We start from the raw sequence: 25968 nt of genomic DNA, 5'->3' as shown, positions 1-25968 counted from the left end.
TTTCACTTTGCGTCCCTGCATCCGGGAAAATCCCGTCAGAGACAAATACGCCGCCATGGCCCCTATCTTAGGTTTTACCCACAACCAACGAAATTGTGCAAGACTGCGCAGATTCCAAGCACCAGGCAGAAATTTCTTCCAGCCGATCGCCGCATTATCGGATCGTGGAAGTATCCAAACCAAGCGCAGTGCCGTTATTTGACTCTGATCGCTCCAGCAATTCGCCGATTGCCAGGGGACAAATTGCCACCTTCGTGGCGCTGTCTCTGGCAAGCTTAACTAAGTCAGACGACTGATAACGAAACGGCACCTGCTCGACAAGCGCCTGCCAGTGCAGCGGAACAATGCGGGTGGCACCGATTTGCTCAGCGATTTTAAGCGCTTCAGCAGGCGACGCTACACCATACTTTCCCCCGATTGGCAGACAGGCGGTGTGTATTGGCTTGTTTGCCAGAGCTTCGGGGATGTCGGCAGTGTAGATGGTGTCGCCGGCATGATAGTAGCCATCGAAGTAATAGCCATTCACCGGTTTACCAGGAGCAGACGAGCGAGCAAAAAGTCGCAGAATCGTCTTGCCCATGTGGTTGACAGGGTGATGTGCCGGAATAGCTGTAATGGAAAGACCTTTGAATTCTACGGTTTCACCGTGAGCAATAGAGATTATCGAATCTGCCGGAATCTTTCGCTTGTACTTACGTTGCATCCACTGCGTGAGAGTTCGCGGTGCCAAAAATTTGCACTTCCATGCTTCATATAGCTGAGTGGAAAACAGGACGCCGTGGTCAAAATGCCCGTGCGTCAAAATCACCAGGTCAGCCTTAGGCAGTGTCGTCCAATCAACTGGATCTTTGAAATAAGGGTCGACATAGATAGTCAAGTCGTGGACGTTAAACTGAACGGCGCTGTGACCCAGATATGTGAGGCTCAATTCGGTTCTCCAGTACAGAGCAGTAAAACTGCTGTGAACAGCGGCATGTTAACACTTTTGGCTGCCGAATACTCAGCCATACTGAAATAAGTGATGCGTGCATTAACAAGTAAGGCAGGCATTCTCACCATCAAAGTAGATGCGCTTAAGACAGAGTCTGTCGATCACGAGTAAAATCAAGTGCACGATAGCTGAGAAATCAGCCTGTGCTCAGGAACACATCAAGATCACCGGACGGAACGGAGAAGAAATGTTTACGAAACGCTTGTTTGCATATGCATCGATTGCGCTCACCATCTCGATTGCTTCGGCAGCCTATGCCGATGAGCCAACCGCTAAAGAGGAAGATGCAGATCAGAAAACGGCAGCCCCAAATGACAATCCTGAAGGCAAAATGCGGCCCAAAAACAAGGCCGGGGAGTTTCTGAAGTACTTCAATCCTGTTCACGAAAAAACCTATCTAAACGATTCACAAGACCGCATCATCAAAAAGCGCTCCTTCAAAGGTACGGAGTTGGCCGGTGCACAAGCCGTTCCCAATAAAGAACTGGGCTTATTTGCCAATATCGACCTGTCACAGTTGCCGGACGATAATTTGCTCAAAGAAATCCTCTCTCAGCCTTCGGTCAATGGACTCAGCGTCATGGTGCCATGGGCATCAGCGGAGCCTGTAGAAGGGCAATTCGAATGGAAACAAATCGATCACTTACTGGATTTAGCAGGGCAGAACAAAAAATCGGTGATCTTGCGAGTCACCACATGTGGTTTAACCGACTCAGATACACCAAAATGGGTTTTCGACGCCGGTGCCAAATCGGTTTCCTTCACCGGAGCGAATGGAAAAACAACTACCATGCCGGTTTTCTGGGACACGACATATCTGGCAAAATGGTCCAACTTTATCAACGCCCTGGGATCACGCTACGACAAAAACACCAACCTGCATAGCGTTGGCATTACAGGCGGTGGCGTTGGCGGCGGTACGCTTGTCATACCGAACATTGAAAACAAAGACGATCACGCCAAGCTGGAAACATCACTCAAATCAGAGTTTGGCATGAATCAGCGCCAGCTTGTTCAGCACTGGAAATATGTCGCCGATCTGTTCCCGCATGCATTCCCTACTTGTCGCCTCAACTTCGACATCGATCCACCCACAGCAAACAGAGCCGGTGAAGACTCACTGGACGAAATTAGCGACTATTTGATTTATCGCTACGGACAGCGCGTCTATCTGACCAGACAGAACATTGCAGACGCTAAACACGGGTTCGACCAGTATCGCGTCCTTCTTAAATTCAAGCCCGACACTATAACTGGTTATCGATTATCACCAACAATCACCAGCGACTCTCTGGATAAATTAGCTAAGTTTGCTCTCGATGACGGCATCAGCTTCATTGAAGTACCGTCGCAATTTTTTACCGCAAAAGACGAAGCTGTTGTTCACACACTTGAACGACTGCGCTCAAAACTGGGATACCAGCTCGTATCGCAGAACATCACGCTGCCCTCCGACTTGAAATCGGGAGAACCACTCAAGGCATCTTTCACTTTCCTGAACCTTGGCAGTGCACCGGCGATGAGACCGAGCCGTCAATTCGATAAGGATGTCGCCTCCAGCTATAAAGTGCAATTGGAGCTGAGAGACGGTAGTGGCAAACCTGTTGTGCAGTCACTGCACACCCCGCAGGTACCGACTCAAAAGTGGATTGCAGGCACACCAGTTACCTGGGAAGAAAGCCTGAAAATGCCTAAACTGAGCCCTGGTCAATACTCCGTCTATTTATCTCTGATTGATGCGGATACAAAACGCAAGCTGCAGCTGCTCGATGCACTCAAGCCCGATCACCTGACCGCTCAAGATACAATCGCAGCCGGCAAAGTCCAGGTAGTGGAATAAGAAGGGGCGTCGGGGTCTGCACGTATAGTTAATGCACACCAGGTCCGGTCTGCCCCGGATCGTGACTTTTAATTGGTCGTGGCTGGGGCTGCGTCGCTGTTCTTAGTCAACAAGTAATCAGCAAGAAAAGCACCTGAGTACAAAACAAAAGCGATGATGACCAGGTCGCGGGTGCCGATAATGACTGAAAAATATTCCAAACACCCACCCAATAAAGCCCCCAGGATATTTATACCGAGAGCCTTACCCGGCTCGAGCGCTCTGGCGTAAGTCTTGGAAAAGACCAACCCGGCAAATGTGAATGGCAGCCCGATAACAAGTGCGGCAGCGCCCAGACGCGCATACCAATCAAGCCCGGAGAGCGCCGAGAGGGGCACCATATACAACACCACGAGCGAAATCAGCAAACCGCCACAGGCGAAAGCCTTATTTAGATCTGGATAACGCTGCACAACCCAGTTAGCCAACCAGGCCATAATCAAAATCAAGAAAATAACTATCGAACTGACCAGCCATGTTGAACCGAACAACACGGCTACAGCCAGCATGGCTCTGGTCTCCAGAAGCAAGAAACCGGCACCGAGCAAAAAGAACTGCCCATAGTTGAAAAAACTCTTTGGTTGCAGGCGAAAACGAGAAATAGTCAAAGAACCGGCAATGAGCAGCAACAAAGCCAGCATCGCGCCGTAAGCATAAGTCAAAGCCCGCTCTTTCTGGTAGAGAAACGGCCAATCGTCAGTGCACAGTGGCAGTGGCGACGTTAATTGTGCAGTCGGAATGACCAGATTCTTGAATCGAGACAAGAGTTCTGCGCGCCTGGCATTGACTCCCGGACCCCACAGAATGATGATGGAATTGTTGTTGGAATAGACACTGTTGAGGGCAATCGGCTCCATTCCGGAGGCACTTTGCACCATCTGGAAAAGCCTGTCGCGAACCCAGGGTGCACCGGCAGCAAAGCTCAAAGATGCCACTCCATCTGGAGCAAGCGCCTCGGTAGCCATTTTCAGACTCTCGATCGTATAAAGGAAATTGTCCAGCCGCACCGACGAAAGCATAGAAAAGCTAACTGTCGAATCGACGAATCCAAAAACAATCAGGTCGTATTTCGTTTTGTCGGATGAAAGGAAATTGCGCGCGTCATTGACGTAAGCTGAAACACGGGGGTCACTGTAAGGCTTCTCGGGGTGTTCTGTTTTGCCCAAGCTGAGAATAGTCGGATCAATTTCAACTGCATCGACATGCTTGACGTTATGCCGCAAAGCAGCCGAGACATCGTTGCCCGAACCGGCACCAAGCACGAGCACATTCTGCGCATCTGTGCGAATCTGATAAGGCACATTGTAAGTGGCGTACTCGGGCAGCAACTTCAACTCGGGATGTTGCTCTACAAACGCCGGCGCCATGTCGATAGTACGCTGGAAAGTGACGTGGTTCACGTCAATCGCTGTTCCGATGCGATACTCAGCAATGCCGGGCAGGTTTGATTTAGTCGTATACGGTTTGGTGGTTATGCAATAGTACGGAGACCACTGACTGTCTCCCACAGACCAGAAAGCAATAATTACTGAAACAAGAAGAGCAATCAGCTGCGGTGGCTTTTTGTAAAACGGCAAGACAGAGGCAATTCCCACCAGAAGCCAGACGCCAGGCGAAGTCTTCATGAAGGCAAGCACGTTATAAATCAGCACTCCGGCAGCACTGCCACCAAGATTGACTGAGTAGGCATTGAGTGATTCCTGCTTGGCCAGCTCCTCTCCGAGCCGTTGACCGAGAGAATCGAAGACGCTCACAACAAGCAAAAACAGAACAATCACCCAGGCAATATTAGTAACCAGTTGCCCGATTGAAGTGACAATGTCAGCCTGCTGCAACCAGAAGAAAACATCTGTTTGCACGACAAAGTTGATGTGATTGAGCCCAATATAAGGCGCCCCGGCAATTAAACCGGTCAGAACAAGAAGCAGATAAGGGAAATACTCTCCGACTGCGCCTTTTGATTTCGTACCAGTGCCTGACTCAGCTTTGCCGGCGCTGGCACACCCCAGACCGAGCCCAACGAAGGCTCCCATCAGAATGAGATTCTTGAAATACCCAAAAATTCTGATTTCAGTTGAGAGCCAACGAATGACCAGAACTTCAAAAAAGAGCGCAGCAAAACTAATGAGAAAGAGTTTGGACCAATTGCTGCTTGTCAACAAGGTTGTTCTTGAATCTAAGAATTCACTATTAGTTTTGCTATAAGACGCATTGGGCGCGGGTTACCATCGAACTCAGTTTAGACGACAGTCTCGTTTGAGACTGTCGTCTCGTTCAGGAGTTAGTCGCTTGCTTGGTCAGACGCTTCGTGAGCAGCTCACGACGCTTACGCACAGCAGCTCTTTTAGCACCAAAATCACGAACGCGACCGCTGTTCTTGCCACCACCAACGGTGACGAGAGCCGGTGCTTCCTGAACGGCTACAGGGGTCATATCGTTTTGCTTCGCCAGTTGCGCCGCAGTGCGAGCCAACAAAACATTGTGGTCTGCGACGTTCATGCGCTGAATCAGACCGATACTCTTCATGAATCTGAGCATCAACCAGGTGGCATCAAATTCGTGAGCCAACATACCGCTCTTAGCCGAACCAGGAGCAGCGTGGTGATTGTTGTGCCAGCCTTCGCCCATAGCCAACAATCCAACCCACCAGACGTTTACGCTGTCATCGGAGAGCGCGTAGTTCTTGTAGCCGAGTTTTGGCATGTGGCAGACAACGTTGAGCATGAGGGGAATCGACAGTACCGACGCACCAGCCAGCAATGAACAGAGAGCAACCTGCCATCCGAAAACAGCCCACAACAGCAATCTGAAAGCAAAGCAGCAAGCGAATCCCATGGCGTGACCGAGTGGCAATCTGCCATCAAAATCAAGGAAGCGATAAATTGGGTCGGCAACCAGATCTTTGCACTGCTTGTACGGATCGAGATGCGGAGCATACTCTTTCTCTGCCAACCAGCCAGTGAACGCATACTGAATGCCGAGAGCTCTCGGTGAGTGCGGGTCCAATGGAGTTTCAACATATTTGTGGTGCGCACGGTGAATCGTCGCCCACCAGATTGGTGAACCTTCGAAAGCTAAAAATCCAGCCAGAACCCAGAAATATTCAACCGGCTTAGAGCACGAGAATGAGCGATGCGACAACAGTCGGTGGTAGCCGATGGTAATGCCCATGGCGTGCCACGTGTAAAAAAGCATAAACAGTAAGATGTACTCAACCACTATCTCTTCCTTGACCTTCGGCAGTTTGCCTGATTTCCCGACCCGTTTAAAAGCCTTGCAGTCAACTGCGCGGCCCGCTACGTGCTATCTGTATAAAGCTGATTCCTGTCTACCTCTTCGAATATCCTGACTTTTGTCTGCGGCCTCTAAATATTTGTCTGTCCATTTATCGGTCATCAATAGGTCGAGAAACTGCTCAAGTGTTTCAGGTACTTCGGCAACTTGCAACACACGTCTGCCATCGTTATCGGGTCCTGGATATTGCGTCCAAGCCAGCCTGTCTATTTCTAGCCCCTGCCGATTGTAATAATTCAACAAAGCTAATCCAACTTCTTTCGCGACCGTCGATTTATCTTTGACTTGCCAGTCTCTCAAAATCGTTCTGCCGATGCCGATAAGGTAATAGGCGCGCTCTTTTTCGAACTTCGGCTCATCGATGAAAAAAGCCCAGGTGGTTTCATCGACATTATCTACGTAGGGTTCACATCTGATCTGAAAGAGTCTTCCGGACGTCGACGTAACTGACGTCGGACCAAAGCCGGAGCTCATCATGTGAATCTCCAGCACTCGCAATACATGAGCATTGAAACTGATGCTCTTTTTGTCGGCCTGCAATTGAAGACGCTTCCGGTAATCCTCCGGAATGCGAAGACTGATATTGGTCGTCTTTTGCTTCTCTTCGCCCATTTGTAGTTACGCGAGTGCAATTTGTAGTTACGAAATCATCGTACCACATACTCGTGCCAATGGTAGCCCAAAAAGCAGCTTACGACCTCGGCCATTTCGTTAAGCAGCAGGAGAATGCCAATAGGTGCCAGTCACAAAATTTGCCGGGTTGCAATACTGCGCAACATAGCGGACCGCCATGGAAAGAAGGGCAGTTGTATATATTCTTTCTAATACGTTGAAAGTAACCACTCCGCCGACAAAAGTAACCATCTGGAGGCGAAATCAACCTCCATGAAAGCTAAACCAACCAGCCCGAAAGCGACCTAATAAATGGCGCAGACAGCGGCTACAGGATCGATGTCTTCGAGAACTACCTTGAGTGGCTTCACGTTCCAGATGTTCTCACAATACTCTTTGATGGCACGGTCAGACGAGAATTTGCCCATACGCGCCACGTTCAAGATAGACATCCTGGTCCATTCGTCTTTGTGCTTATAAGCTTCGTTGACACGAGCCTGAGCGTCTACGAACGCCTGGTAGTCAGCCAGCAACATCCACTCGTCGCGATTCAGAAGCGTATCGACAATAGGTGCGAAGACCTGTCGACTACCTTCTGAGAACGTGCCATCGCCTATCTTGTCGATGACGCGGCGCAGCATCTCATTGCTTTCGTAATAGTCGAGAGGGCGATAATTGTTGGCCTTCAGTTCCTTCACTTCAGGATCAGTGAGACCGAAGAGGAAGAAATTGTCGGCGCCCACTTCCTCTCTAATTTCGATGTTGGCACCATCCAGAGTGCCAATCGTGAGCGCACCGTTCATGGCAAACTTCATGTTACCGGTACCGGATGCTTCTTTTCCTGCTGTTGAAATCTGTTCAGACAGGTCGGCGGCTGGATACACCTGCTGCCCGAGTTTGACGCAGTAGTCAGCCAGGAAGACCACTTTTATCTTGTTTTTGATATCCGGGTCGTTGTTAATCACATCTGCTACACCATTGATGAGTTTGATGCTCAACTTGGCCATGGCATATCCCGGTGCGGCTTTACCGCCGAAGATAAACGTACGAGGGCTGACGTCCTTCGCGTGACCGTCTTTAATCTGCAAGTAGAGAGTGATCACATATAAAACGTTGAGCAACTGTCGTTTGTACTCGTGCATACGTTTTACTTGCACGTCAAAAATCGAGTGACTGTCAACAGTTACGCCGGAATGCATCTTGATATACGTAGCCAGATGCAATTTATTCTGGTGTTTTATCTCCGCCCATTTTTTGCGGAAAGCCGGATCATTGGCAAATGGCTCGAGACGCTTCAGCTGAGTAAGATCAGTGACCCAGTCTTCTCCGATAGTCTCCGAAATAAGACTACTCAACTCTGGATTGGAGACGACCATCCACCGGCGCGGCGTTACACCATTGGTGACGTTGCCGAATTTCTCCGGCCATAGCTCGTAGAAGTCTTTAAGAACATCAACAGTAACCAGCTGTGAGTGCAGCTCAGCCACTCCGTTGATTGCATGACTGCCGATACTGGCTAAATGAGCCATTCTGATGAACTTTCTACCCGACTCGTCGATGATAGACATGCGCTTCAAACGGGCTTCGTCATTGGGGAACCTTTCGCGCACTTCGTCTAGAAAACGACGATTGATTTCCAGAATGATTTCCATGTGACGCGGCAAGACTGTGGCAAACAGGTCGTATTCCCATTTTTCCAGTGCTTCCGGCATCAAGGTGTGATTGGTGTAACCAAACGTCTTGTGCGTGATCTCCCACGCGTCATCCCATTCCATCGCATAGACGTCAATCAGAAGTCGCATCAATTCAGCGATTCCAACCGATGGGTGAGTATCGTTGAGCTGCACTGCAAACTTCTCATGGAACGTTTCCAACTTCTGCCCGTTAGCGAAGTGGATGCGGATCATGTCCTGCAGCGAGCATGAAGTGAAGAAATACTGTTGCTCTAAACGCAGTTGGCGACCTTGAATTGGTTCGTCGTTGGGATAAAGAACTTTCGAAATGTTTTCCGAAAACATCTTTTCTTGCACTGAACCAGTGTAGTCGCCCGTATTGAATGCTTTGAAGTTGAAAGACTCAGGCGCTTCTGCTTTCCAGAGTCTCAGTGTATTCGTATTAGTGGTTCTGTAACCAGAAATCGGCGTGTCATAAGGAACACCGTTAATTACCCGAGCTGGAATCCATCTCACCCGATATCGACCGTCAGGATCGAGATTGCCTTCGGTGTGACCGCCGAGCTGCACTTCCATGGTGTGCTCAGGGCGAGGAATTTCCCAGGGATTACCAAAGTGCAACCACTTGTCTGTGATCTCTACTTGCCAGCCATCTTTGATCACTTGCTCAAAAATCCCGAATTCGTATCTGATACCGTATCCGATGGCAGGGATATTCAGCGTAGCCAGAGAATCCATATAACAGGCAGCCAGACGACCCAGACCACCATTCCCTAAACCTGGCTCCTCTTCCTGATTGACGAGCATCTCAAAATCAATGTTCAAAGCCTCCACAGCTTTTTTGACATTTTCCAAAATGCCCATGTTGACTAGATTGTTGACCAGATGCGGTCCGAGCAGGAACTCCGCAGACAAATAGCAAACGGCTCGAACATCATTCTTGATGAACTGCTTGGTGGTGGTAAGCCATCTGTGCACCAATCGATCGCGCACTGTATAGGCTAATGCCATGTACTGGTCGTTTCTCGTAGCAACGTCTGGGAACTTGCCCTGTATGTAGAAGAGGTTATCTGCGATTGCACGCTTCAGCGTCTCAACCGAAGTACCGGTACGGTCATCTTCGACAACCACTGTAGGATTCTTGACGTTCTTTTCCACAACTGCCACCTCGAACTTGTGCGCCATCTGCTCATGCAACTGCAAAAGCGGCGCCCACGATAATCGCGCCATTTTCGCAGGTGATGCGCTTAACGTCTAGTGTTCATGCGAAGACCGCGGAAAAGGAATAGCAGTAAGTAATGAAAAGCATTCAAGCTCAAGCCGCGGTTGGAACGATGCAGGCAGGACAGATGATTAAGGGGATCTCAAGATAGGAGCGATGTAACGAGTGGTTTCGCAAATATAGTTCAAAGAACATTTCATACAGTCCTACACTTAAGATTACGCCGGGCTGCCTGGCTGCACAGACTGTCCCGGATGAGCCAGCTCATGCCCATGAAGCACGTTATTCACAAACATGACAAACGCCCCAAATAACTGCTAAAAGATATTCATGTCAACAATTAGTCAATTACTAAGATCAATTACGTTATCGATACTTTTCGGCGGATCAGGAATGATTGTTTTCGCCGTCATTACGCTGGTGAGAGCGGCGAAGGAAAAGGGTATTCCAGTCGCAGAAGCGGCGATGAATAATGCGCCCATCTTCATCAACTTCAGCGTTATCGCCCTTGCTTGCGGTGTCGGCTTATTAATCGCGGAAGCGCTTGACTTTGCCAAAAACAAAACACACGCCTCCAAACTCGTAAAGGCGCGCTGGATAACCAGCCTGATTACAGTTGCCGCGGCGGCCACCTTTTCGCTTGGTATAGTGCCACCAATGAAGCAGCTGCTGCCTGAAATTCGCACTAACAACGAAGCACGCGAGAAATTCGACGGCATGCACAAAAGCTCTGAAAAGGTTTTTGGCGTGATGATTCTCTTTGCCCTGGCATCACTGCTTCTGCCTGCTTTCGCCAAACCTAAGTCAACCACCTGATTCCAGGTGCTCTAATCGCTCCAGGCGCAAGAGGATGTCGCGTCCTTCTACACGCATGCGTAAGTCGTTGTAATAGAGGGCGTTTGCAACCGGCGCCACGCCGAGCAGAAAGATGTTGATCACCGAATCGACGAACGTGCTCAGCACTTCCATGTAGAGAGGCGTATCGTAAGTCGTCACGCCGTTGCGCCAGGCATCGAACATAGACGCGATCAGGACCGGCAAATCTAGAGCGCCTGTCACGGCAAACATTGTCATACCAAGCAAAACTACAAATGACCCGCTGCGCCACATGTAGCTTTTCATCAGGTCATAAGTGCGGATGCAAATCGACTTGAGATTCTTGTCTTCACAACTGAGGATGGTAAACGCGAGAGCAGTACTGAGCAAAGACCAGCTCAAGGTGCAGGTGAATGCCAGGCCAACAATGGCAAAAAAGACAAATGACAACACCTGCGAGAAAGGCAGGTATCGAGAAATTGCCACAAAAAAAATGCTGAGCACTCCCCAGAAAATCATCACGATAAATGGCGCAATCGCGGCAACGCTGTACAAGAGCATGGCCGCCCACTGCCGACGACGGGCATAAAGTATGGCTGATTTGTAGGAATCATCCAGACCGAGCACAACCCGCACTATCGTGACGCTGCGAATGGAAAGCTCCCATTGCGCCACAGCCAGCATGCACAGACACAGGATGAGACCCAGCAGATGCAAGATTATCGACGCACTGTCAAATGAATGCGTGGAAAGCCAGTGCAGGATGGACCATCTCATACCCCCCACGCCCAGCGTAGCCAAGATTGTCGGCCAGGCTATTGCCGACCATATAAAGCGGAACTGTTCACGAAAAACGCGAAAACTTATTCCAATCAGATCGCCGAGACTAAGAGGGATGTCGGGTGGCGCGTGATACAAAGCTGCATACCGAATACTTTGCCAAGTATAATATCCTTCACTAACAAATCTGACGTGCAAACAGACTTTTATGCACGCTCGTTCGCCACCGCCGCAGCCGAGGAATTCCATGAGCCGTATCGCCCACAAGCGAACTTATCTCGATCCGATTCATCAAGACATCGTGCTCGATCGCGACAAACCGGCTGAGCGATTGATTATGGATTTGATTGACACGGAAGAGTTTCAGCGCATGCGGCGCGTGCACCAACTGGGAGTTTCCTATTTCACATTCCAGGGCGCCGAAGGTTCTCGCTTCACGCACTCAGTCGGAGTCATGCATGTAGCCTCGCAGCTCGTGAATATGGTGAGCGAACGCACAGACGGCATCGAAGAACAACGACCGCTGATTCTCGCGTCTGCGCTTCTGCATGACATTGGTCATGGTCCTTACAGTCACGTCACCGAGAAAATCTTGCATTACGACCATGAAGATTGGTCGTGCAAAATCATCTCTGGTGATACCAGAGTGCGTGAAGTGCTCGACAAATTCGATGCCGACCTTGCTGACAATATCGTCAAAGTCCTGAAGAAGAGCTATTATCCAAAATACGTGTCACACATAGTTTCCAGCCAGTTAGACGTCGACAGATTCGACTACCTGCTGCGAGACAGCTACATGACAGGCACCGCATATGGTTTGTTTGCTCTGCAGAGAATTTTGCGCTCACTGGAAATAGACAGAGAACAAGATCGCATTGTCGTAGTCGGTGAAAAAGGACAGACAGCTGTTGAAGACTATCTCTTCGCCCGCTACAGCATGTACGCTCAAGTTTATTATCACCGCAAAAATCTGGCCGCCCGCGCTTTGCTTAACCAGCTCGTCAACCGAGCCAGACAATTGATGACAGAAAAAGGTCCACTGTCATTCATCGACGAACCAACAAGAAAATGGTTGAGTGGAGAGAAATTGACCGTGCAAGAGTATCTGACGCTGGACGACGTGCAGATGACTTATCACATCAAGCAGTGGACAAAAGATCCAGACCCCGTGCTCGCTGACCTGGCTTCGAGATTTTTGCACCGACGCCTGTTCAAAGCGACTAAAATTCCGTTTCACGATCAAACACAGATCGATGAATTGCTCAAAGAATCGAGAAAAATTGCCGCCTCCGCAGGATACGACCCCTCATATTACGTCACCGTGGAATCTACAGGTTTTCGCCCCTACGACTATTACCGACCTGATGCGGCCTTACCGCAGACAAATATCGTCGTGCGCACTGACCTTGGCGAAGTGAACGAACTATCGCAGCTTTCCCTGACAGTTGATGCACTCGTGAAAGGAAACTACGAATCGAACTGGCTCGTTTATCCAGCTGAGATAAGCGACAAAATAGGTTTAATCAAGGAGCTGGCTCCAGCTCGATAACAATCGACTGGTATCAAGAAGAGGTACTGACTAAATGTTCGACAATCTGACAGATCACTTGCAAGGCGCTCTAAAAACAATTAGAGGTGACGCCAAGCTAACTGCAGACAATATAGAGGAAGCGATAGGCGACGTGCGCAGAGCGCTGCTCGAAGCAGATGTGAGCTTGAAAGTCGTCAAACTGTTTATCTCCCGAGTGCGACAGAAAGCCCTGGGCACTGAAGTTCTTGATTCAATCAGCCCAGATCAACAATTCGTCAAAGTAGTCTACGACGAGATGGTCACCATACTCGGTGGCGAAAATGTGCCGCTCGATTTGCAGGGCAAGCCGGCAATCGTCATGCTTCTTGGTTTACAAGGCTCAGGTAAGACAACAGCATGCGGCAAGCTGGCGCAGAAATTGAAAAAGGAAGGTCAGAACCCCCTGCTCGTCGCCTGTGACGTGCAAAGACCGGCTGCTATCAAACAGCTCGAAACATTAGGACAGCAAATCGGCGTTCCTGTTTTCACAATTCCAGACAGCAAAGATGTGCAAGACATCGGCGAAAAAGCTGTCGAAGAAGCGGAGCAGAAGGGATACAACCCGGTCATTCTGGACACCGCCGGACGTCTTCAAATAGATACGGATTTGATGGCGGAGTTGCTGATTCTCGATCGTTCTCTAAAACCAAAAGAGAAAATTCTCATTGTCGACTCGATGACCGGGCAGGAAGCTGTCAACGTCGCCGAGACATTCAACACGCAACTGGATGTGACAGGACTTTTGCTGACGAAAGTGGATGGTGATGCTCGCGGTGGCGCGGCACTTTCAGTGCGCGAAGCTGTCGGCAAACCAGTCAAGTACCTGAGCACAGGTGAAAAACTCGATCAGTTAGAAGCGTTCTACCCCGACCGCATGGCCAGCCGCATTTTAGGTATGGGTGACGTGCTCACTCTGGTTGAAAGAGCGCAAGAAAATATCAACGAAAAAGAAGCTGAAAAAGCAGCTCAACGCATGCTCACCGAAGATTTCAATCTAGAGATGTTCGTGCAGATGCAGAAGATGATGAAAAAAATGGGACCGATGGGCGACGTCATGAAGATGATGGGCATCGGCGGCATGCTCGGTTTGAACTCGGAAGTGCAAGACAAGATCGCAGTCGAAGGTGAGGCGAAATTCCGCCTTTACGAGCGGGCAATCAATTCAATGACGGTTGCCGAGAGGCAAAAACCACAAATCATCGACATGAGCCGGCGCCGTCGCATCGCCAAGGGAGCTGGCATGAAAGACAGCGAAGTTGGCCAAATGTTAAACGAGTTTGAGCAGATGCGCCAAATGATGGCTCAGGTTAGAAAAATGTTCGGTGCCTTCGGTGGCGGCGGAGCCAACCCGTTCGGCATGGGCATGCCAGACCTGGGTGATATGGACCTGGGAGCCGGTCTGCCGGGGCTTTTCGGCGGAGGACAAGGGGCTGGTCGAGGTCGACCAGGTATGCCCCAGGGCATGCCTCAGCTACCCATGAGACCACCCAAAGGACCACCAAAAGGTGGGCCACCCAGCGGCTACTACCGCAAAAAGAAGAAACGGTAGACATTAGCACCTGCTAGAATAACAAACGCATATAGCAGAGCAGCTCGCCATGTCGAGTAGCTTGCGGAATCGGGCAGCCCGGCTGCATAAGATCCGGTTAGGCGCCTGCCCCTAAGGGTTTGAGCGAAGAAGAAGATAACAAGAGGTCGAGGAATTTCAAGTGGTAAAAATCAGGCTTAAGCGCATTGGAGCCAAAAAAGCACCGCATTATAGAATCGTTGCTGTAGATAGCCGCAATCGTAGAGACGGTAAGCCGATCGAAGAGTTAGGCTATTACAATCCACAGTCAAAAGATTTGAAATTAAACAGAGAAGCGGTCGAAAAATGGATGAAAAACGGCGCCCAGCCAAGCGAGACGGTGGCAAGTTTAATCAAAAAGGCAGAGGCAGGTCAGGCGGCTACAACAGGCGCTTCCAAGGCGAGTTAAGCAACTCGACCGCTGCTGAAGATTTGGCGGAATACATCCTCAAAATACTGGCTCGTGACGCAGACTCATTGCAGTTCGATCGTCAAACGTTGTATCCAGGACGTTGTCGTGTGTCCGTCACATGCGAACCTTCCATCACAGGCAGGTTGATTGGGAAAGACGGAAAGACTATTTCCGCCTTGAGATCTTTGATTCGCGCGGCTGCCAGTCGCCACGGGAAACGGGTAGATATCGAAGTTTCGTAAGTGAGCGAACGTTCGCAGTGAGCGAAGAATCGACAGAAAGAGACCTGAAATTGCTTCAGGTTCTGATAAATGAAAAGCTTATTTCGGCCGCCCAGGCTGATCTGGCTAAATCCGACGGCGCAGTCAGCGGCATGACTGTCGCCGAAGTCTTGTTAGCCCGGCGCTGGGTAAACGAACAAACACTCGATCGTGTTGCGCCGTGGTTGAAAGAGCAAGTTCCACCAGCAGTGGTGACAAGCTCTAACGAGCCGCAACGACCCGACGCTGTTCGTGGCGATTCTGACTATCAGCAGAACCTGAAAGTCTACCGCCAGCTAATGCACAAAATTTTGGATGAATAACTAGCGCAGAGTCCCGCCTGCACTTCGTAGTTGGGGCAGATCAATGCACGCAGAACGCGTGCGGGACGCGTGCGTTCCATCACGTTCGTACTAAGACATGCGCCGACTTACGAACTGCGCGTATACCGAATCTTATTGCGCACATAATCGCTGTAAATTGCATTTAAACGCCAGCCCAAATCGCCATCGAGAAAGCCGCAGCGCATAAAGTAACGATAGAAAAATGTCCATGCCGGATGAACCAGCTCGTTGAATGGATGCCCTTTCCATCTAGCTTTGCCGGATCTCTTGTACTCCGCTGCTGACAGTTGAGCGTACTTTTCCATAGCGGCAGCGAACCCACTCACATCGGGGTAAGCATAGTGCAGAAGATCGTGCTTGAGCATACAGACTGGTCCGCTCACCTTAATCGCTTCATGAACGAGACGGTCGTTGAAACGTCCTTTCCCGCGCTTGAACAGCCTGAGCTGGGCGTCTGGGTAGAAACCGCCGTGACGCACAGGAGTGTCACCAATGTAGAGCACTCGGGGAATGCGATAACCATCGTAATCCTCTATATGTGGATCTGAAAGCATACTTGCAATGTCGGTTCTCAGCTCTGGCGAAACTATTTCATCGGCATCCAAACTGAGAATCCAGTCACATACTGCCATATCTATGGCAAAATTTTTCTGCGCAGCATATCCAAGCCAATCTTGATGCACAACACGAGCACCATTCTCGGTGGCAATCTCGGGAGTTCCATCTGTCGATCCAGAATCAACCAACAAAATCTCGTCCGCCAGACCTCGCACAGCCTGCAGCACACGAGCAATAGTGCGAGACTCGTCTTGCGCCACAATGACTACGGATAAGGAAGCCATGTTACCGTCTGACGAAACGAATTACGCTGGCAGCATTGTCAATCGTGTATTGCCAATCACCAAAGAAACTCTGTCCCAGCAATGGATACGGCATGTTAGCAGCACCAACACACGAAACAGGGAAATTTGTCTTTTCAATTGGACCCATTTTAATGCGCTTGACTGGAAATATTTGCGAGGTCGTCTCTCCGCCAATTCCGGCGCTGGTTGCAGTTTGAGCATCCTCAGGAATAGGGATGTTGGCTTTCTTCAACTGGTCAGCAGAAAATGCGACGTTAGATGCACCTGTATCGAAAAACATGGTCATCGGATGTCCTTCTACCTCGACCTGCACAATCAAATTTCGACCGGATCGTTGAAAAGGAACGGCATAAGGATCTCTAGATGATGACGACGAAGCTGTTCGAGCACCTGAGCCAGATGCGGACTTCTTCACGAAGTGAATTGTGCCGGCATCTTCTGAGGTCTTATCAATCGTGTACTGATAGTCTTTGAAAAAACTCTGCCCCAGAAGCGGCTTGACGGTCATATTAGCCTGCACCTGAATATCGAAATTGCGCCGCTCGATGTTGCCTACTTTGAGAGTCACAGGCATCGACCACGTCTCAACACTGCCAGACGAACCGACGCCTACTGAAAGTCCGGTAGAATGCCCTTTCGGCTCAGGAATGCTGGCTTCGCGCAAGTGATTTTTACCAAATACGCAACCTTCTGCCCCTGTGTCAAAAAACATCTTCATGCTGCGATTGTTGATATACGCATCGATCAGAAGCAGCCCACCATCTCTAGTAAAAGGAATTCTCGCCTCACTGGGCAAGCTGGCGAAGTCTGCGCTGAGCCCTTCTCCGCCAACACCACTGCCGGTGGTGCTGCTGCTGCGAGCCCGGCCAGTCACTGACGTAACGCTCGAAGTACGAGCCGAACTGTCACCTTTTTTAGTCAGCTGAGCATAGTATTCAGGATCCAGCCTGCTGAGCGCATTTGCAGCCAATTTACCTGCATTCGAATAGGAAAAATTAGAAACCAGCGATGCGTAAAGTCTAACTGCTTCCTTATTGTTATGCAGTTGCTGCATGGTCAGCGCTTGATAATAGATGTTGTCGGCGTCGTATGGATTACTCCGTCCAGCCATATTGAAGTAGCCATAAGCTTTCTTGTAATCGCCCTTCTTATAGAAGTCCACACCGGCTCTGAAGTACGCATCGTCTGCGCTGGCTTGCGGTGCAGAAGTCGCAAGCAGAGTACTGACGAGCACTATCGATAAAGCAGCAGTGCTCAGAGAAAAGAGTGACGAACGTTGTGTCATTAACCAACAACTCCAAAACTTATCGGCACTTTCGATTATATCGGCTGAGAGCAGCAGTGCGCCTGTCTAAATTCCCAATTCCTTAACCAGAACGAGCTTTTGCGCTTCCGAAGTTCCTTCGGCGATCTCCAGAACTTTCGAATCTCTGTATGCCCGCTCAACAGGGTTGTCAGACATTATTCCCAGCGAGCCCAAAATTTGAACTGCTTCAGAACTATGCACGCGCGCAACCTTCGAAGCGAACAACTTAGTCATGGCTGCATCGCGCGCAAATTCTTCAGGCTTCAGCTCTTTGCTCCAGGCCGCACGATAGGTAAGCAAGCGTGCCGCAGCGCATTCTGTCGACATATCAGCAAGCTTCCATTGAATACCCTGGAATTGCGATATCTTCTGTCCGAACTGCTCGCGATTGCGTGCGTGTTCAGCAGAGTGCTCAAGCGCCGCGTCAACGAGTCCAACAGCGGCAGCTCCGGCTATTACTTTGGCGACGTTCAGCACGTATTGAAGCGCCTCTTCGGCCTTTCCATCAGCAATCAAAGAATCTTTTCCGAGCTGATGCTTATCGAAATTGATGTCATTGGTGGCGGCAGATCTCAATCCCAGCTTGGGTTTGTCAGGTCCGACCGAAACGGATTTATCACCAGAAGCATCAACAAGTCGAAACTCGACGGCATTCTCTCCGCGGGCGAGGACGGCAAACAAATTGGCGACTGAGCCATTTACTACCCAGGTTTTCTCACCGCTCAATGCACCACCGGCAGTGCTGGCAGCGACAGCCATGACATCTGTTCCGGCTTGATGCTCGTTAATAGCCAGAGCACCGACGCACTCGCCACGGGCAAGCAACGGCAAATAGCGCGACTTTTGAACGTCTGAACCAAACTTATTTATGAGCTCGACAACGCCGTAGTGAGCAGCCAGACTCAAACCAAGACCGGCGTCGTATTGACTGACTGCCTCGACGAAAACAATGAGATCAATGAAATTCCCGCCGGTTCCGCCGTACTCTTTTGGCACAGTAATACCGAGGTAGCCGTTCTGTCCGAGCTTTTGTATGAACTCTTTGAGGTTAAGACTGTGGTCTTCCAATTTGTTAGCCACCGGCAAAATTTGTTCTTTTGCAAAAGCTGCATACGTTTCTTTTAGAGATTCTTGTGATTCGCTCAGGAAAGTATTCACGGCATCCTCGCTCGCTGACGGGCGGATACGACACAAATGTGCATCCGAATGAGAGCTGATCTTAGCACCGGTGCGGCACTTCTCAGCAATTCAACAACAATTTTTTAGAGCTTCGAGAATCGCTTATCCGTTCAACTACCCGTGGCAGCGGCGGCGGCAACGGCGGGAATGACGTCCATCTTTGCAAGCCCCTCTACACATGCGCCCCCTACCTGACCGGCGAGGTTGTCGCCCCTGGAGAAGTCCTCGATGTAGAAGCGCAACCTGACCACGATATGGTCCACTTTAACGCTGAACAAGAGAGCTTCAGGCGCAGGAGAACTCAAAACACCATCAATGGTGATTGCAGTATCTTTTAGCCGCTTCAGCACAGGCTGGAGATCACTTTGCACTTTGATGGGAAAGTCGATTGTGCGCGAATAAGACGGCGTCGGCAGACTGTAGTTGACTACTTGATATGTAGTAAACATGGAATTGGGAATGACAGCGAAATTGTCCTCCAGAGTGCGTATTCGCGTCGTTCTCCAGCCTATTTCAGAAACCTGCCCAATCGTATTGTTGTTCGCGTCGAGCCTGAAATTTACCCAGTCACCCTGACGATAGCGCTTTTCAAAGCTCATCGTCAGACCGGCAAAAAGATTCTTGAGCGTATCTTGCAGCGCCAGACCGAGAACAGCCGTGACCACAGTAGAAGTTGCAAGCAGTGGCAAGACGTTTACGCCCAGAGACCACTCCAGAAAAACCAGACCAAAAACCACATAGATGCCACCAATCACAAAAGCGCGCATCACTGACGGCACGTTCGCATCTTTATATTTGGTCAGGTACCAACCAAAGAACACCAAATCAAGAGCTTGAACGAGTATGTAGAGAGTGGCGAACGGCACAACGAAGAGCGCGAACGCACTGAGCCCCTTATTTACAAACGGCGGCAGGTAATGGAAAAAGGGAGAGCAAGCCAGCGTAATGAGCAGAATTCTCAGAGCCTTATCTATTTTGGCGAAATATTCTTTCTGCAGTACGAGGTCTTCGATCAAATGAAGACTGCGCCAGATGTACTCAACAACTGCCTTTTTGTTGAGTAACACGATCAAGCAAAGAATCGTCGCCCAGAACGAGACGGCGTACTCGCTGCTCGTGGCCAAATAGACTACAAACGCACTGCTCTGCTTAAGAAGACTTTCGATGTTCATGCTCTGCCGCTTGATTTTGAGACGAACATAATAACCCGGGAACTCTTCAACAACTCAAGAATTGAGGCAACAAGTCATAATCCGGCAACAACTCAATAATCCAGCCCGTACTCTGTTAAGCTTTGCATTGACAAAAGGCGGAGATGAGCATGGCAGGGCTATTAGATACAATTGCAAAGCGGTTGCGCCAGGTGGCGTTTTCATTTCGCGAGAAGCCACAGACAAAGGTCGACGATTATGTGCTCGAGCACTTCTTGTTCTATCACGGACTTGTCGGCTCCAGCCCGGAGAACCAACGTTCGCTCCGCGATGTCAAACAAGACATTTCAGACGCGCTCGATAACGGCAGCAGCCTGCAGCTTGGAATTGCACTGAAAGTACAGCCCCTCTGGTGGGAAGACAAGCTCAGAACCATATTTGACGAACTACCCAACAAATCTAAAGCAGCAGAGCTTCTCATTCCTGAGCTCGAAGACCCATCATGGCCAAACCACTCAGATCCGCTTGGTCATCCGGAATGGATCGTCCGAGCAAATGCCGCCAACATCATTACACATCTCAAAATCCAGCGCGCCGACGAACGAATGAGTCGGGCCCTGAATGACACCGTGGATAATGGCACTGCCGCTTTTTGCCACATCGCCTATGCACTTGGAAGAATCTCAACGGAGAAAGCAAGAGACACACTGAGCGCATTGATTAGTGCCGAAGAGCCATGGTTCCGCGTCGACGTTGCAGGTGCCCTGGCAGCATCTAGTCGTGAAGACATTTACGAATTACTCGCGGAAGCATTGTTTTCGGATCACCCGTTGCAAGACTACACAGCAGTCGCAATTGCTCGTCATCGAACACCACTTCAACTGTTGAACAGCTCTTCGAAAACGGTTCAAGATGGTGGATGCGCACTGATAATCGGGTTATTACAAGCCTCCAAACAGACTTTCAATGCAGACTTAGTCGACGACTCAGATCTCGATCAATGGCTTCCTTTAGTGAACGAACTTGCGCAACAAGATCCAAACCCGATACGAATTCGGGCAAATATTCTGCTTGCCGAGTCGCTTGATGCGAATCAAGAACACTCGAAATCTGCAAAAGAAGAAAACGAAAGCGAGATCATCCGGAAATACAAGTCGCCTGAATACACGAGCCTGATTTTAAAATGGTTAAATCCAACTGCTACACAAAACGCAGCCTGGGCTGCCTGTAATCAACGACATGCCATCCATCTTATCGGGCAATTAAAGATCCAGAGCGCACTGCCCGAGCTTTTGAATATGTTGGACAAAAACGCTGGCCCAACGGATGCAATTATCGAGTCCATCGAGCAACTCGGGGACATCTCAGCAACAAAACAACTCGTGGCAATGGTTGGCAAATTAGTAAATCTAGATGACCGCGTCAATCGACTGCCAAGCAAACAACCGGTTCTCGAAGACAATGCGGCAGAGACAAAAACCTACTGGCAAATACTGAAAGCGCTGGGCAATCTGCCGGCACCGAATTCTATGACTTTGCTCACCACAGCCACCAACGACTTTGCACCAGATAAACGCGAACAGGCTCTGTCCTCGTTGATTTCGGCGTACGAAAAAAACAGCTCTTTGATGTCCAAAACAGCCGTGCAAGATGTGCTCAAGAAAGCACTGTCTGATCCATCAACGGGAATAAGGGTCGTGGCACTAGACGGCGTCGGACGCTTGAACAAAGGCGAGTTACTCGAACAAGTTTTGGATGCCTTCGATGCAAGAGAGATTTCAGTTTCAAAACAAGCTAAATCAACTCTCTCGAAGCTCTGGGCTGCTGGAAAAAGCACCGACATTGAGAAAGAAATTCAAACGCGTTTGAAAAAAGAACACGACGAATTCAAACGCAAAAAAATGGAAGAATTTCTAGCATCCGAAAAGAGCAACTGATTTACTCGCTCGAAATTGCCGGAGCGCACAATTTTCTCAAACTGCGGACTCTCATGTGCTTTAGTATGATGAGTACAGGGTAGATTAATTCCAGCCTGATAAAGTGCTCTGAAAGAGGTCGCGATGGCAGACTCGGAAAAGAAGGAAGATGAAGCGGTGAGCGCCGATGGTGCAACTGATTCAAAAGACGCGCCTGCCGATTCCAACAAGCCTGCCGATGCGAATGCAAACATTTCCAACGAAGACCATGCTGATGCAAGTGGCAGCAGCACGAGCGGTGCCGCCAAATCCCAAAAGATGACGCAGCACCATGTTTCCAACATACTAGACGAAGTGTTGGAACAGCCAAAACTGGGGACTGATAAACACGGTTATAAGCACCCAATGGTGCTCGACCTGATCCTGGCAGCCGGTTTGCTTGTCGCCATGGGCGGCTTCACGATCGGTCTGATAAATATCTATATCACTCATCAAGCCGAACAAAGCATTATGCAACGCAATTACCGCGCTGCTATCACGGTGCTCAAGGGAGCACCTCTGGCGGGCTTCTTTACCATGCCTGGAGCGGACCCTGCCGACCTGCTCAACCAGGCGTTGTATTTAGACGCCATGGAGCGATTAGACGCAAATGGCGAAGACGAGACCGCCCTGAAAGATTTGGAAAAGATCCAAGCCGGATCTCGTTACTTCGACATTGCCCAGGAGATCTTGAAAGAGCACTTCAAACCATCTGATCGACAACTTGAAGGCAAAGCGGAGCACGATGCTACTCCCGAAGAAGCTCAACCGCCTAAGAAACCGATTCTGCCGCCAGCGGAGACCGATGCAACGCCTTAGCGTTATCTGACTCCAACGGTGCTGGGCATAGATAGTTTGACCTTGCCGATTTGTTCAAGGACGGTCGGATTAACACGATGCACATCAGCTCGTCGTGCAGAATCGAGCGTACCTGGTCGAATCACTTCTGGATTCATGCCCGGATTGCGCAAGTCATACAGACGGCGCTCAGGCACGGAAACCGGTGCTCTTAGCTGCGTGGCTGGGTCGATGAGCTGTGCCCATCCTGGTTGCACAGCGACAATAGAGAAAAGCATGAAAGCTGTGCAAATAGTGGTTTTGGCGTTCATGATGAGCCTCCTCACTTAACTGCCCTTTCATTCTAGATCCGCATGGTAAGAGGGGGAAGTATCTTATTTATTCCTTTATGACTGTGTATACGAACCCGAAATAGCAGACTTTGACGAATCCCCAATGCCTTACAACACAAACGTTTCGGGAAATCACAAAATCCCGAAACGCTGATGTAATATTCGTTAACTCAGTATCAGAAATCGACTCAGTCGACGATAAATTCCTTGTATTTATCTGCTGACATTGCGGCTTCCAACTCGGCTTGATTGTCGACCTTAACCTTGATCATCCAACCTTCACCGTAGCAATCATGATTGACCAATTCAGGCTCGGACCCGAGACGGTCATTCACAGCGGTAATTTCGCCGCCACAGGGCATGAACAAGTCGGAAACCGACTTTACAGATTCGATAACACCGAACTTCTGCTCGTTTTTGAATTTCTGACCGACTTTCGGCAACTCCACAAAAGTGACGTCGCCAAGTTGATCTGCGGCAAATGCCGTGATACCAATCACTGCTGTATCACCTTCCAAGCGCACGTATTCGTGGCTTTTGACATACTTCAATTCGGCCGGGTAAGTGAGCATCATGCCTCCAACGTCTGTTGTCATCTAGCTAGATTAACTAGCAATCGCTAAACCGTATCTTTTGTCGCTTGGTTAAGCAACGGGGTCTTTTACTTCCGTAAATTTGAACACACTAAATATATCGTTTAATGCCTCCTGCATTTTGCTTGGAAACTACGATTAACCAAAGTAGTCACGAAACTGAATACAAGCCGGGCTTCTCGCCCAGTTCACAATTCCAGAGCGGCTGCCAGCTGTTACCTTCCCCGCTTGTAGAACGGTCTGGAGACAACGGTTGCCGGCACCTTTGAATCGCGAATTGCAATACTGAGCTGCGTGCCCACTTTCGCGTGACCTGGTGGAACAAAGGCAAATGCAATCGGATAGCCGACAAAAATCCCCTGGGAACCACTGGTCACTTGACCGATTTTTTCTTCACCGGCGTAGACTTCATAGCCCTGGCGAGGCAGAGCTTTGCCATCTGCTCTCAAACATACGCATTGTTTTTTCAGACCATTTTTCTTCTGGGCAAGAATTGCTTCGCGTCCGAGGAATTCTCCCTTATCTACCTTCACGCTCCAGCCGAGCCCAGCTTCAATCGGACTCGTCTCGTCGTCTAGCTCATGTCCATAGAGTGGGAGCCCTGCCTCTAGTCGCAAGGTGTCTCTAGCGCCCAAGCCGCATGGTTCGATGTTGTACTTCTTGCCGCGCTCCAAGAGCAAATTCCATAACGCTTCAGCTTTGTTAGCCTTGACGAAGATCTCGAATCCATCTTCACCTGTATATCCAGTGCGTCCAAACCAAACGTCGATACCATCTGCGGTGCCTTCACCGTACGTGAAGGACGGCATATCTTTGACATGAGCGCCTACTATCTCAGCGAAAAGCTCTACGGCATGTGGACCCTGTAATGCAAGTAAGCCCATCTGTTCAGAGATGTCTTCCAGTTTTACGTCCTTAAAATCCCCAACATGCTGCTTCAACCAGTTCCAATCCTTCTCAATATTGGACGCGTTGACGACGAGCAACCAATCAGATTTTCTGCGATAAACGATCAGGTCATCGACTGTGCCGCCGTTCGGTCTTACAAATTGCGTGTAGAGCGCCATGTCCGGCTTAGACAGCTTGTTGCAATCGTTAGCGACCATGAACTGTACAAACTCAGCGGCTTTCGCTCCCGTTACGAGAAACTCACCCATGTGCGACACATCGAACAATCCAACTTTCGTTCGGCAAGCCTGATGCTCCTGAACAATTGACTTGTATTGCACGGGCATGTTCCAACCCGCAAAGTCGACCATTCGAGCGCCCAGATTGCGGTGCGCAGCGGCAAGCGGAGTTTCTTTCAATGTTGTTGTGACCATGAACGAGACCTCTTCAATCCTGAGCTAACAAGCCTATCGCATCCTGAGTTTCGTTGATCTTCTCAACTGGCTATTGCCTGCTTTTTAACAAGAAAGTCATAATTTCTGTTGCCGGATGGCTGGAATGGCACGCCTCAGCGTCGTCGCACTAATCCGGCTTACAAGTATTCATTCGAGACACGGAAGTCCTGGCGCGCGACCCTTGACAATGACTGTTCGAACCGAGGTTGGTTCAGGATTAGCTACCAGTTAGAAGTGGTCTTGTGAATTGGCTTGAGTCCAAAAGCTAGATTCAATCCGTTGGAGTAATTGGTCAGAAACCACCGGTGCCGGCAAAACCAATGTGACACTTCATTTGGTATCACGGCGAGTATAGCGACCGGCCATTAACAGTCCGATCCAATCAAATTTCTTCTATCCCAGCCATTTATAAAATTCTGGAACTTTCAGCAAGACACTGCGTCTCAGTAACCAAAGAACAGAGAAATCTTTCTCCCCGGTACGGCTAAGCAAGGTGCGCAACTGCAATAAACTCTACTGTGGTTCTTTCACTAAAAAATAAAAGAGAAGTTCTCTCCGGCACCAGGCCAAGCAAAACACCGCACAATCTGGAGCCGGTTTTCTTTTGTTTATTTGGTTACGGCAACAGACTGTAGTTTTTGTGATTGCGAAAACAACGACTAAATAGAGGCACTGTCACCAATACCTCTATTGTTGTCATTGTGAACGCGCTTATCTGCGTATCAAATTGACTGCGCGAATTTTATGCTATTCGCTCAATCTGACTGTGCGAACTTCATACTGTTCGTTCAATCTTTTGATTCATCAGTGGCGCCTTCGCCGTCAGCAGAATTAGCCTCGTCAGTGCTTTCCGAAGGAGGTTCTGCATCTTCGGATGTGGCACTCTCAGCAGCTGATGACTCCTCTGTTGTTTCGCCACCATCGCTCGCTTCGACTTCATCTGCTGAATCTTCTGTTGCGTTTTCTTCAGTTGCTGCTTCCGGTTCCGACTCTGCTTCATCCTCCTTCTTTTCTTCGGCAGGTGCTTC

At 49.6% G+C, this 25968-nt stretch carries 22 protein-coding genes and 1 pseudogene (1 of these 23 running past the window's edge); 9 read left to right on the top strand and 14 right to left on the bottom strand.

The window, feature by feature from the left end:
* Positions 1-154: 154 nt before the first annotated feature.
* Positions 155-946 (bottom strand): MBL fold metallo-hydrolase, encoded by a 792-nt coding sequence (locus EKK48_18480; GenBank protein ID RTL39852.1) that lies wholly within the window; start codon positions 944-946, stop codon positions 155-157.
* Positions 947-1067: 121 nt separating this feature from the next.
* On the opposite strand from EKK48_18480, the gene EKK48_18475 reads away from it, so the two are divergent.
* Positions 1068-2831 (top strand): DUF4832 domain-containing protein, encoded by a 1764-nt coding sequence (locus tag EKK48_18475; GenBank protein RTL39851.1) that lies wholly within the window; start codon positions 1068-1070, stop codon positions 2829-2831.
* Positions 2832-2899: 68 nt separating this feature from the next.
* On the opposite strand, the gene EKK48_18470 is transcribed toward EKK48_18475, so the two are convergent.
* From EKK48_18470 to EKK48_18455, 4 genes are all read right to left on the bottom strand, one after another.
* Positions 2900-5029: a hypothetical protein gene (locus EKK48_18470; protein RTL39850.1), complete on the bottom strand. Its 2130-nt coding sequence runs from the start codon at positions 5027-5029 to the stop codon at positions 2900-2902.
* 115 nt (positions 5030-5144) lie between these two features.
* The gene (locus tag EKK48_18465; protein RTL39849.1) at positions 5145-6089 is read right to left on the bottom strand and encodes an acyl-CoA desaturase; all 945 of its coding nucleotides are present in this window, start codon (positions 6087-6089) and stop codon (positions 5145-5147) included.
* An 84-nt stretch (positions 6090-6173) separates the two neighbouring features.
* Positions 6174-6776: a hypothetical protein gene (locus tag EKK48_18460; GenBank protein ID RTL39848.1), complete on the bottom strand. Its 603-nt coding sequence runs from the start codon at positions 6774-6776 to the stop codon at positions 6174-6176.
* A 305-nt stretch (positions 6777-7081) separates the two neighbouring features.
* Positions 7082-9634, bottom strand: coding sequence for a glycogen/starch/alpha-glucan phosphorylase (locus EKK48_18455; protein ID RTL39917.1), 2553 nt, complete (start codon positions 9632-9634; stop codon positions 7082-7084).
* A gap of 430 nt (positions 9635-10064) precedes the next feature.
* Here EKK48_18455 and EKK48_18450 point away from each other — a divergent pair, with 430 nt between their 5' ends.
* A complete protein-coding gene (locus EKK48_18450; GenBank protein ID RTL39847.1) occupies positions 10065-10487 on the top strand; it encodes a hypothetical protein in 423 nt (140 codons plus the stop codon).
* Here the strand turns inward: EKK48_18450 and EKK48_18445 are convergent.
* Positions 10476-11264: a hypothetical protein gene (locus EKK48_18445; protein RTL39846.1), complete on the bottom strand. Its 789-nt coding sequence runs from the start codon at positions 11262-11264 to the stop codon at positions 10476-10478. The two genes, EKK48_18450 and EKK48_18445, sit on opposite strands and share 12 nt — an antisense overlap.
* Before the next feature lie 211 nt (positions 11265-11475).
* Here EKK48_18445 and EKK48_18440 point away from each other — a divergent pair, with 211 nt between their 5' ends.
* The 5 genes from EKK48_18440 to EKK48_18420 all read left to right on the top strand — a co-directional run bounded on the left by EKK48_18440 (position 11476) and on the right by EKK48_18420 (position 15399).
* Positions 11476-12816, top strand: a complete 1341-nt coding sequence (locus EKK48_18440) for an HD domain-containing protein (protein ID RTL39845.1) — start codon at positions 11476-11478, stop codon at positions 12814-12816.
* Positions 12817-12850: 34 nt separating this feature from the next.
* Positions 12851-14386 carry a signal recognition particle protein gene (locus tag EKK48_18435; protein ID RTL39844.1) on the top strand — a complete coding sequence of 512 codons (1536 nt, stop codon included), beginning with the start codon at positions 12851-12853 and terminating at the stop codon, positions 14384-14386.
* A gap of 160 nt (positions 14387-14546) precedes the next feature.
* Complete coding sequence (locus tag EKK48_18430; GenBank protein RTL39843.1) at positions 14547-14813, top strand: 30S ribosomal protein S16; 267 nt, start codon at positions 14547-14549, stop codon at positions 14811-14813.
* Entirely contained in the window at positions 14711-15058 is a 348-nt protein-coding gene (locus EKK48_18425; protein ID RTL39842.1) for a KH domain-containing protein, read from the top strand. Before EKK48_18430 ends, EKK48_18425 begins: the two co-directional genes overlap by 103 nt.
* Positions 15059-15075: 17 nt before the next feature.
* The gene (locus EKK48_18420; protein ID RTL39841.1) at positions 15076-15399 is read left to right on the top strand and encodes a hypothetical protein; all 324 of its coding nucleotides are present in this window, start codon (positions 15076-15078) and stop codon (positions 15397-15399) included.
* A gap of 107 nt (positions 15400-15506) precedes the next feature.
* Here EKK48_18420 and EKK48_18415 read toward each other — a convergent pair whose 3' ends face one another.
* From EKK48_18415 to EKK48_18400, 4 genes are all read right to left on the bottom strand, one after another.
* Positions 15507-16262: a glycosyltransferase family 2 protein gene (locus EKK48_18415; GenBank protein RTL39840.1), complete on the bottom strand. Its 756-nt coding sequence runs from the start codon at positions 16260-16262 to the stop codon at positions 15507-15509.
* A 1-nt stretch (position 16263) separates the two neighbouring features.
* A complete protein-coding gene (locus EKK48_18410; protein ID RTL39839.1) occupies positions 16264-17568 on the bottom strand; it encodes a hypothetical protein in 1305 nt (434 codons plus the stop codon).
* 66 nt (positions 17569-17634) lie between these two features.
* Positions 17635-18747: a hypothetical protein gene (locus EKK48_18405; protein RTL39838.1), complete on the bottom strand. Its 1113-nt coding sequence runs from the start codon at positions 18745-18747 to the stop codon at positions 17635-17637.
* Between the two features lie 131 nt (positions 18748-18878).
* A complete protein-coding gene (locus EKK48_18400) occupies positions 18879-19940 on the bottom strand; it encodes a mechanosensitive ion channel (protein ID RTL39837.1) in 1062 nt (353 codons plus the stop codon).
* Between the two features lie 149 nt (positions 19941-20089).
* Between EKK48_18400 and EKK48_18395 the strand changes: the two genes are divergently transcribed.
* Together EKK48_18395 and EKK48_18390 are read left to right on the top strand one after the other, a co-directional pair.
* A complete protein-coding gene (locus EKK48_18395; GenBank protein RTL39836.1) occupies positions 20090-21856 on the top strand; it encodes a HEAT repeat domain-containing protein in 1767 nt (588 codons plus the stop codon).
* 123 nt (positions 21857-21979) lie between these two features.
* The gene (locus tag EKK48_18390; GenBank protein ID RTL39835.1) at positions 21980-22693 is read left to right on the top strand and encodes a hypothetical protein; all 714 of its coding nucleotides are present in this window, start codon (positions 21980-21982) and stop codon (positions 22691-22693) included.
* 2 nt (positions 22694-22695) lie between these two features.
* Here EKK48_18390 and EKK48_18385 read toward each other — a convergent pair whose 3' ends face one another.
* The 4 genes and pseudogenes from EKK48_18385 to EKK48_18370 form a co-directional block, all read right to left on the bottom strand.
* A complete protein-coding gene (locus tag EKK48_18385) occupies positions 22696-22983 on the bottom strand; it encodes a hypothetical protein (protein RTL39834.1) in 288 nt (95 codons plus the stop codon).
* Between the two features lie 209 nt (positions 22984-23192).
* A complete protein-coding gene (gene gcvH / locus EKK48_18380) occupies positions 23193-23576 on the bottom strand; it encodes a glycine cleavage system protein GcvH (protein RTL39916.1) in 384 nt (127 codons plus the stop codon).
* 236 nt (positions 23577-23812) lie between these two features.
* Positions 23813-24919 carry a glycine cleavage system aminomethyltransferase GcvT gene (gcvT, locus tag EKK48_18375; GenBank protein RTL39833.1) on the bottom strand — a complete coding sequence of 369 codons (1107 nt, stop codon included), beginning with the start codon at positions 24917-24919 and terminating at the stop codon, positions 23813-23815.
* 1017 nt (positions 24920-25936) lie between these two features.
* A pseudogene (locus EKK48_18370) lies at positions 25937-25968 on the bottom strand (hypothetical protein); it runs 754 nt beyond the window's last position.

It is taken from the genome of Candidatus Melainabacteria bacterium (assembly GCA_003963305.1).
GTDB lineage: Bacteria > Cyanobacteriota > Vampirovibrionia > Obscuribacterales > Obscuribacteraceae > PALSA-1081.
This window is presented reverse-complemented; position numbering and strand designations above follow the sequence as displayed.

Excerpts from the sequence above, each read along its gene's own strand:
- EKK48_18475 (RTL39851.1), top strand. The coding sequence starts at position 1,068 with ATGCGCTTAAGACAGAGTCTGTCGATCACGAGTAAAATCAAGTGCACG.
- EKK48_18425 (RTL39842.1), top strand. The coding sequence starts at position 14,711 with ATGGATGAAAAACGGCGCCCAGCCAAGCGAGACGGTGGCAAGTTTAAT.
- EKK48_18390 (RTL39835.1), top strand. The coding sequence starts at position 21,980 with ATGGCAGACTCGGAAAAGAAGGAAGATGAAGCGGTGAGCGCCGATGGT.
- EKK48_18450 (RTL39847.1), top strand. The coding sequence starts at position 10,065 with ATGATTGTTTTCGCCGTCATTACGCTGGTGAGAGCGGCGAAGGAAAAG.
- EKK48_18395 (RTL39836.1), top strand. The coding sequence starts at position 20,090 with ATGGCAGGGCTATTAGATACAATTGCAAAGCGGTTGCGCCAGGTGGCG.
- EKK48_18400 (RTL39837.1), bottom strand. The coding sequence starts at position 19,940 with ATGAACATCGAAAGTCTTCTTAAGCAGAGCAGTGCGTTTGTAGTCTAT.
- EKK48_18410 (RTL39839.1), bottom strand. The coding sequence starts at position 17,568 with ATGACACAACGTTCGTCACTCTTTTCTCTGAGCACTGCTGCTTTATCG.
- EKK48_18415 (RTL39840.1), bottom strand. The coding sequence starts at position 16,262 with ATGGCTTCCTTATCCGTAGTCATTGTGGCGCAAGACGAGTCTCGCACT.
- EKK48_18385 (RTL39834.1), bottom strand. The coding sequence starts at position 22,983 with ATGAACGCCAAAACCACTATTTGCACAGCTTTCATGCTTTTCTCTATT.
- EKK48_18435 (RTL39844.1), top strand. The coding sequence starts at position 12,851 with ATGTTCGACAATCTGACAGATCACTTGCAAGGCGCTCTAAAAACAATT.
- EKK48_18460 (RTL39848.1), bottom strand. The coding sequence starts at position 6,776 with ATGGGCGAAGAGAAGCAAAAGACGACCAATATCAGTCTTCGCATTCCG.
- EKK48_18455 (RTL39917.1), bottom strand. The coding sequence starts at position 9,634 with ATGGCGCACAAGTTCGAGGTGGCAGTTGTGGAAAAGAACGTCAAGAAT.
- gcvT (RTL39833.1), bottom strand. The coding sequence starts at position 24,919 with ATGGTCACAACAACATTGAAAGAAACTCCGCTTGCCGCTGCGCACCGC.
- EKK48_18445 (RTL39846.1), bottom strand. The coding sequence starts at position 11,264 with ATGAGATGGTCCATCCTGCACTGGCTTTCCACGCATTCATTTGACAGT.
- EKK48_18440 (RTL39845.1), top strand. The coding sequence starts at position 11,476 with ATGCACGCTCGTTCGCCACCGCCGCAGCCGAGGAATTCCATGAGCCGT.
- gcvH (RTL39916.1), bottom strand. The coding sequence starts at position 23,576 with ATGCTCACTTACCCGGCCGAATTGAAGTATGTCAAAAGCCACGAATAC.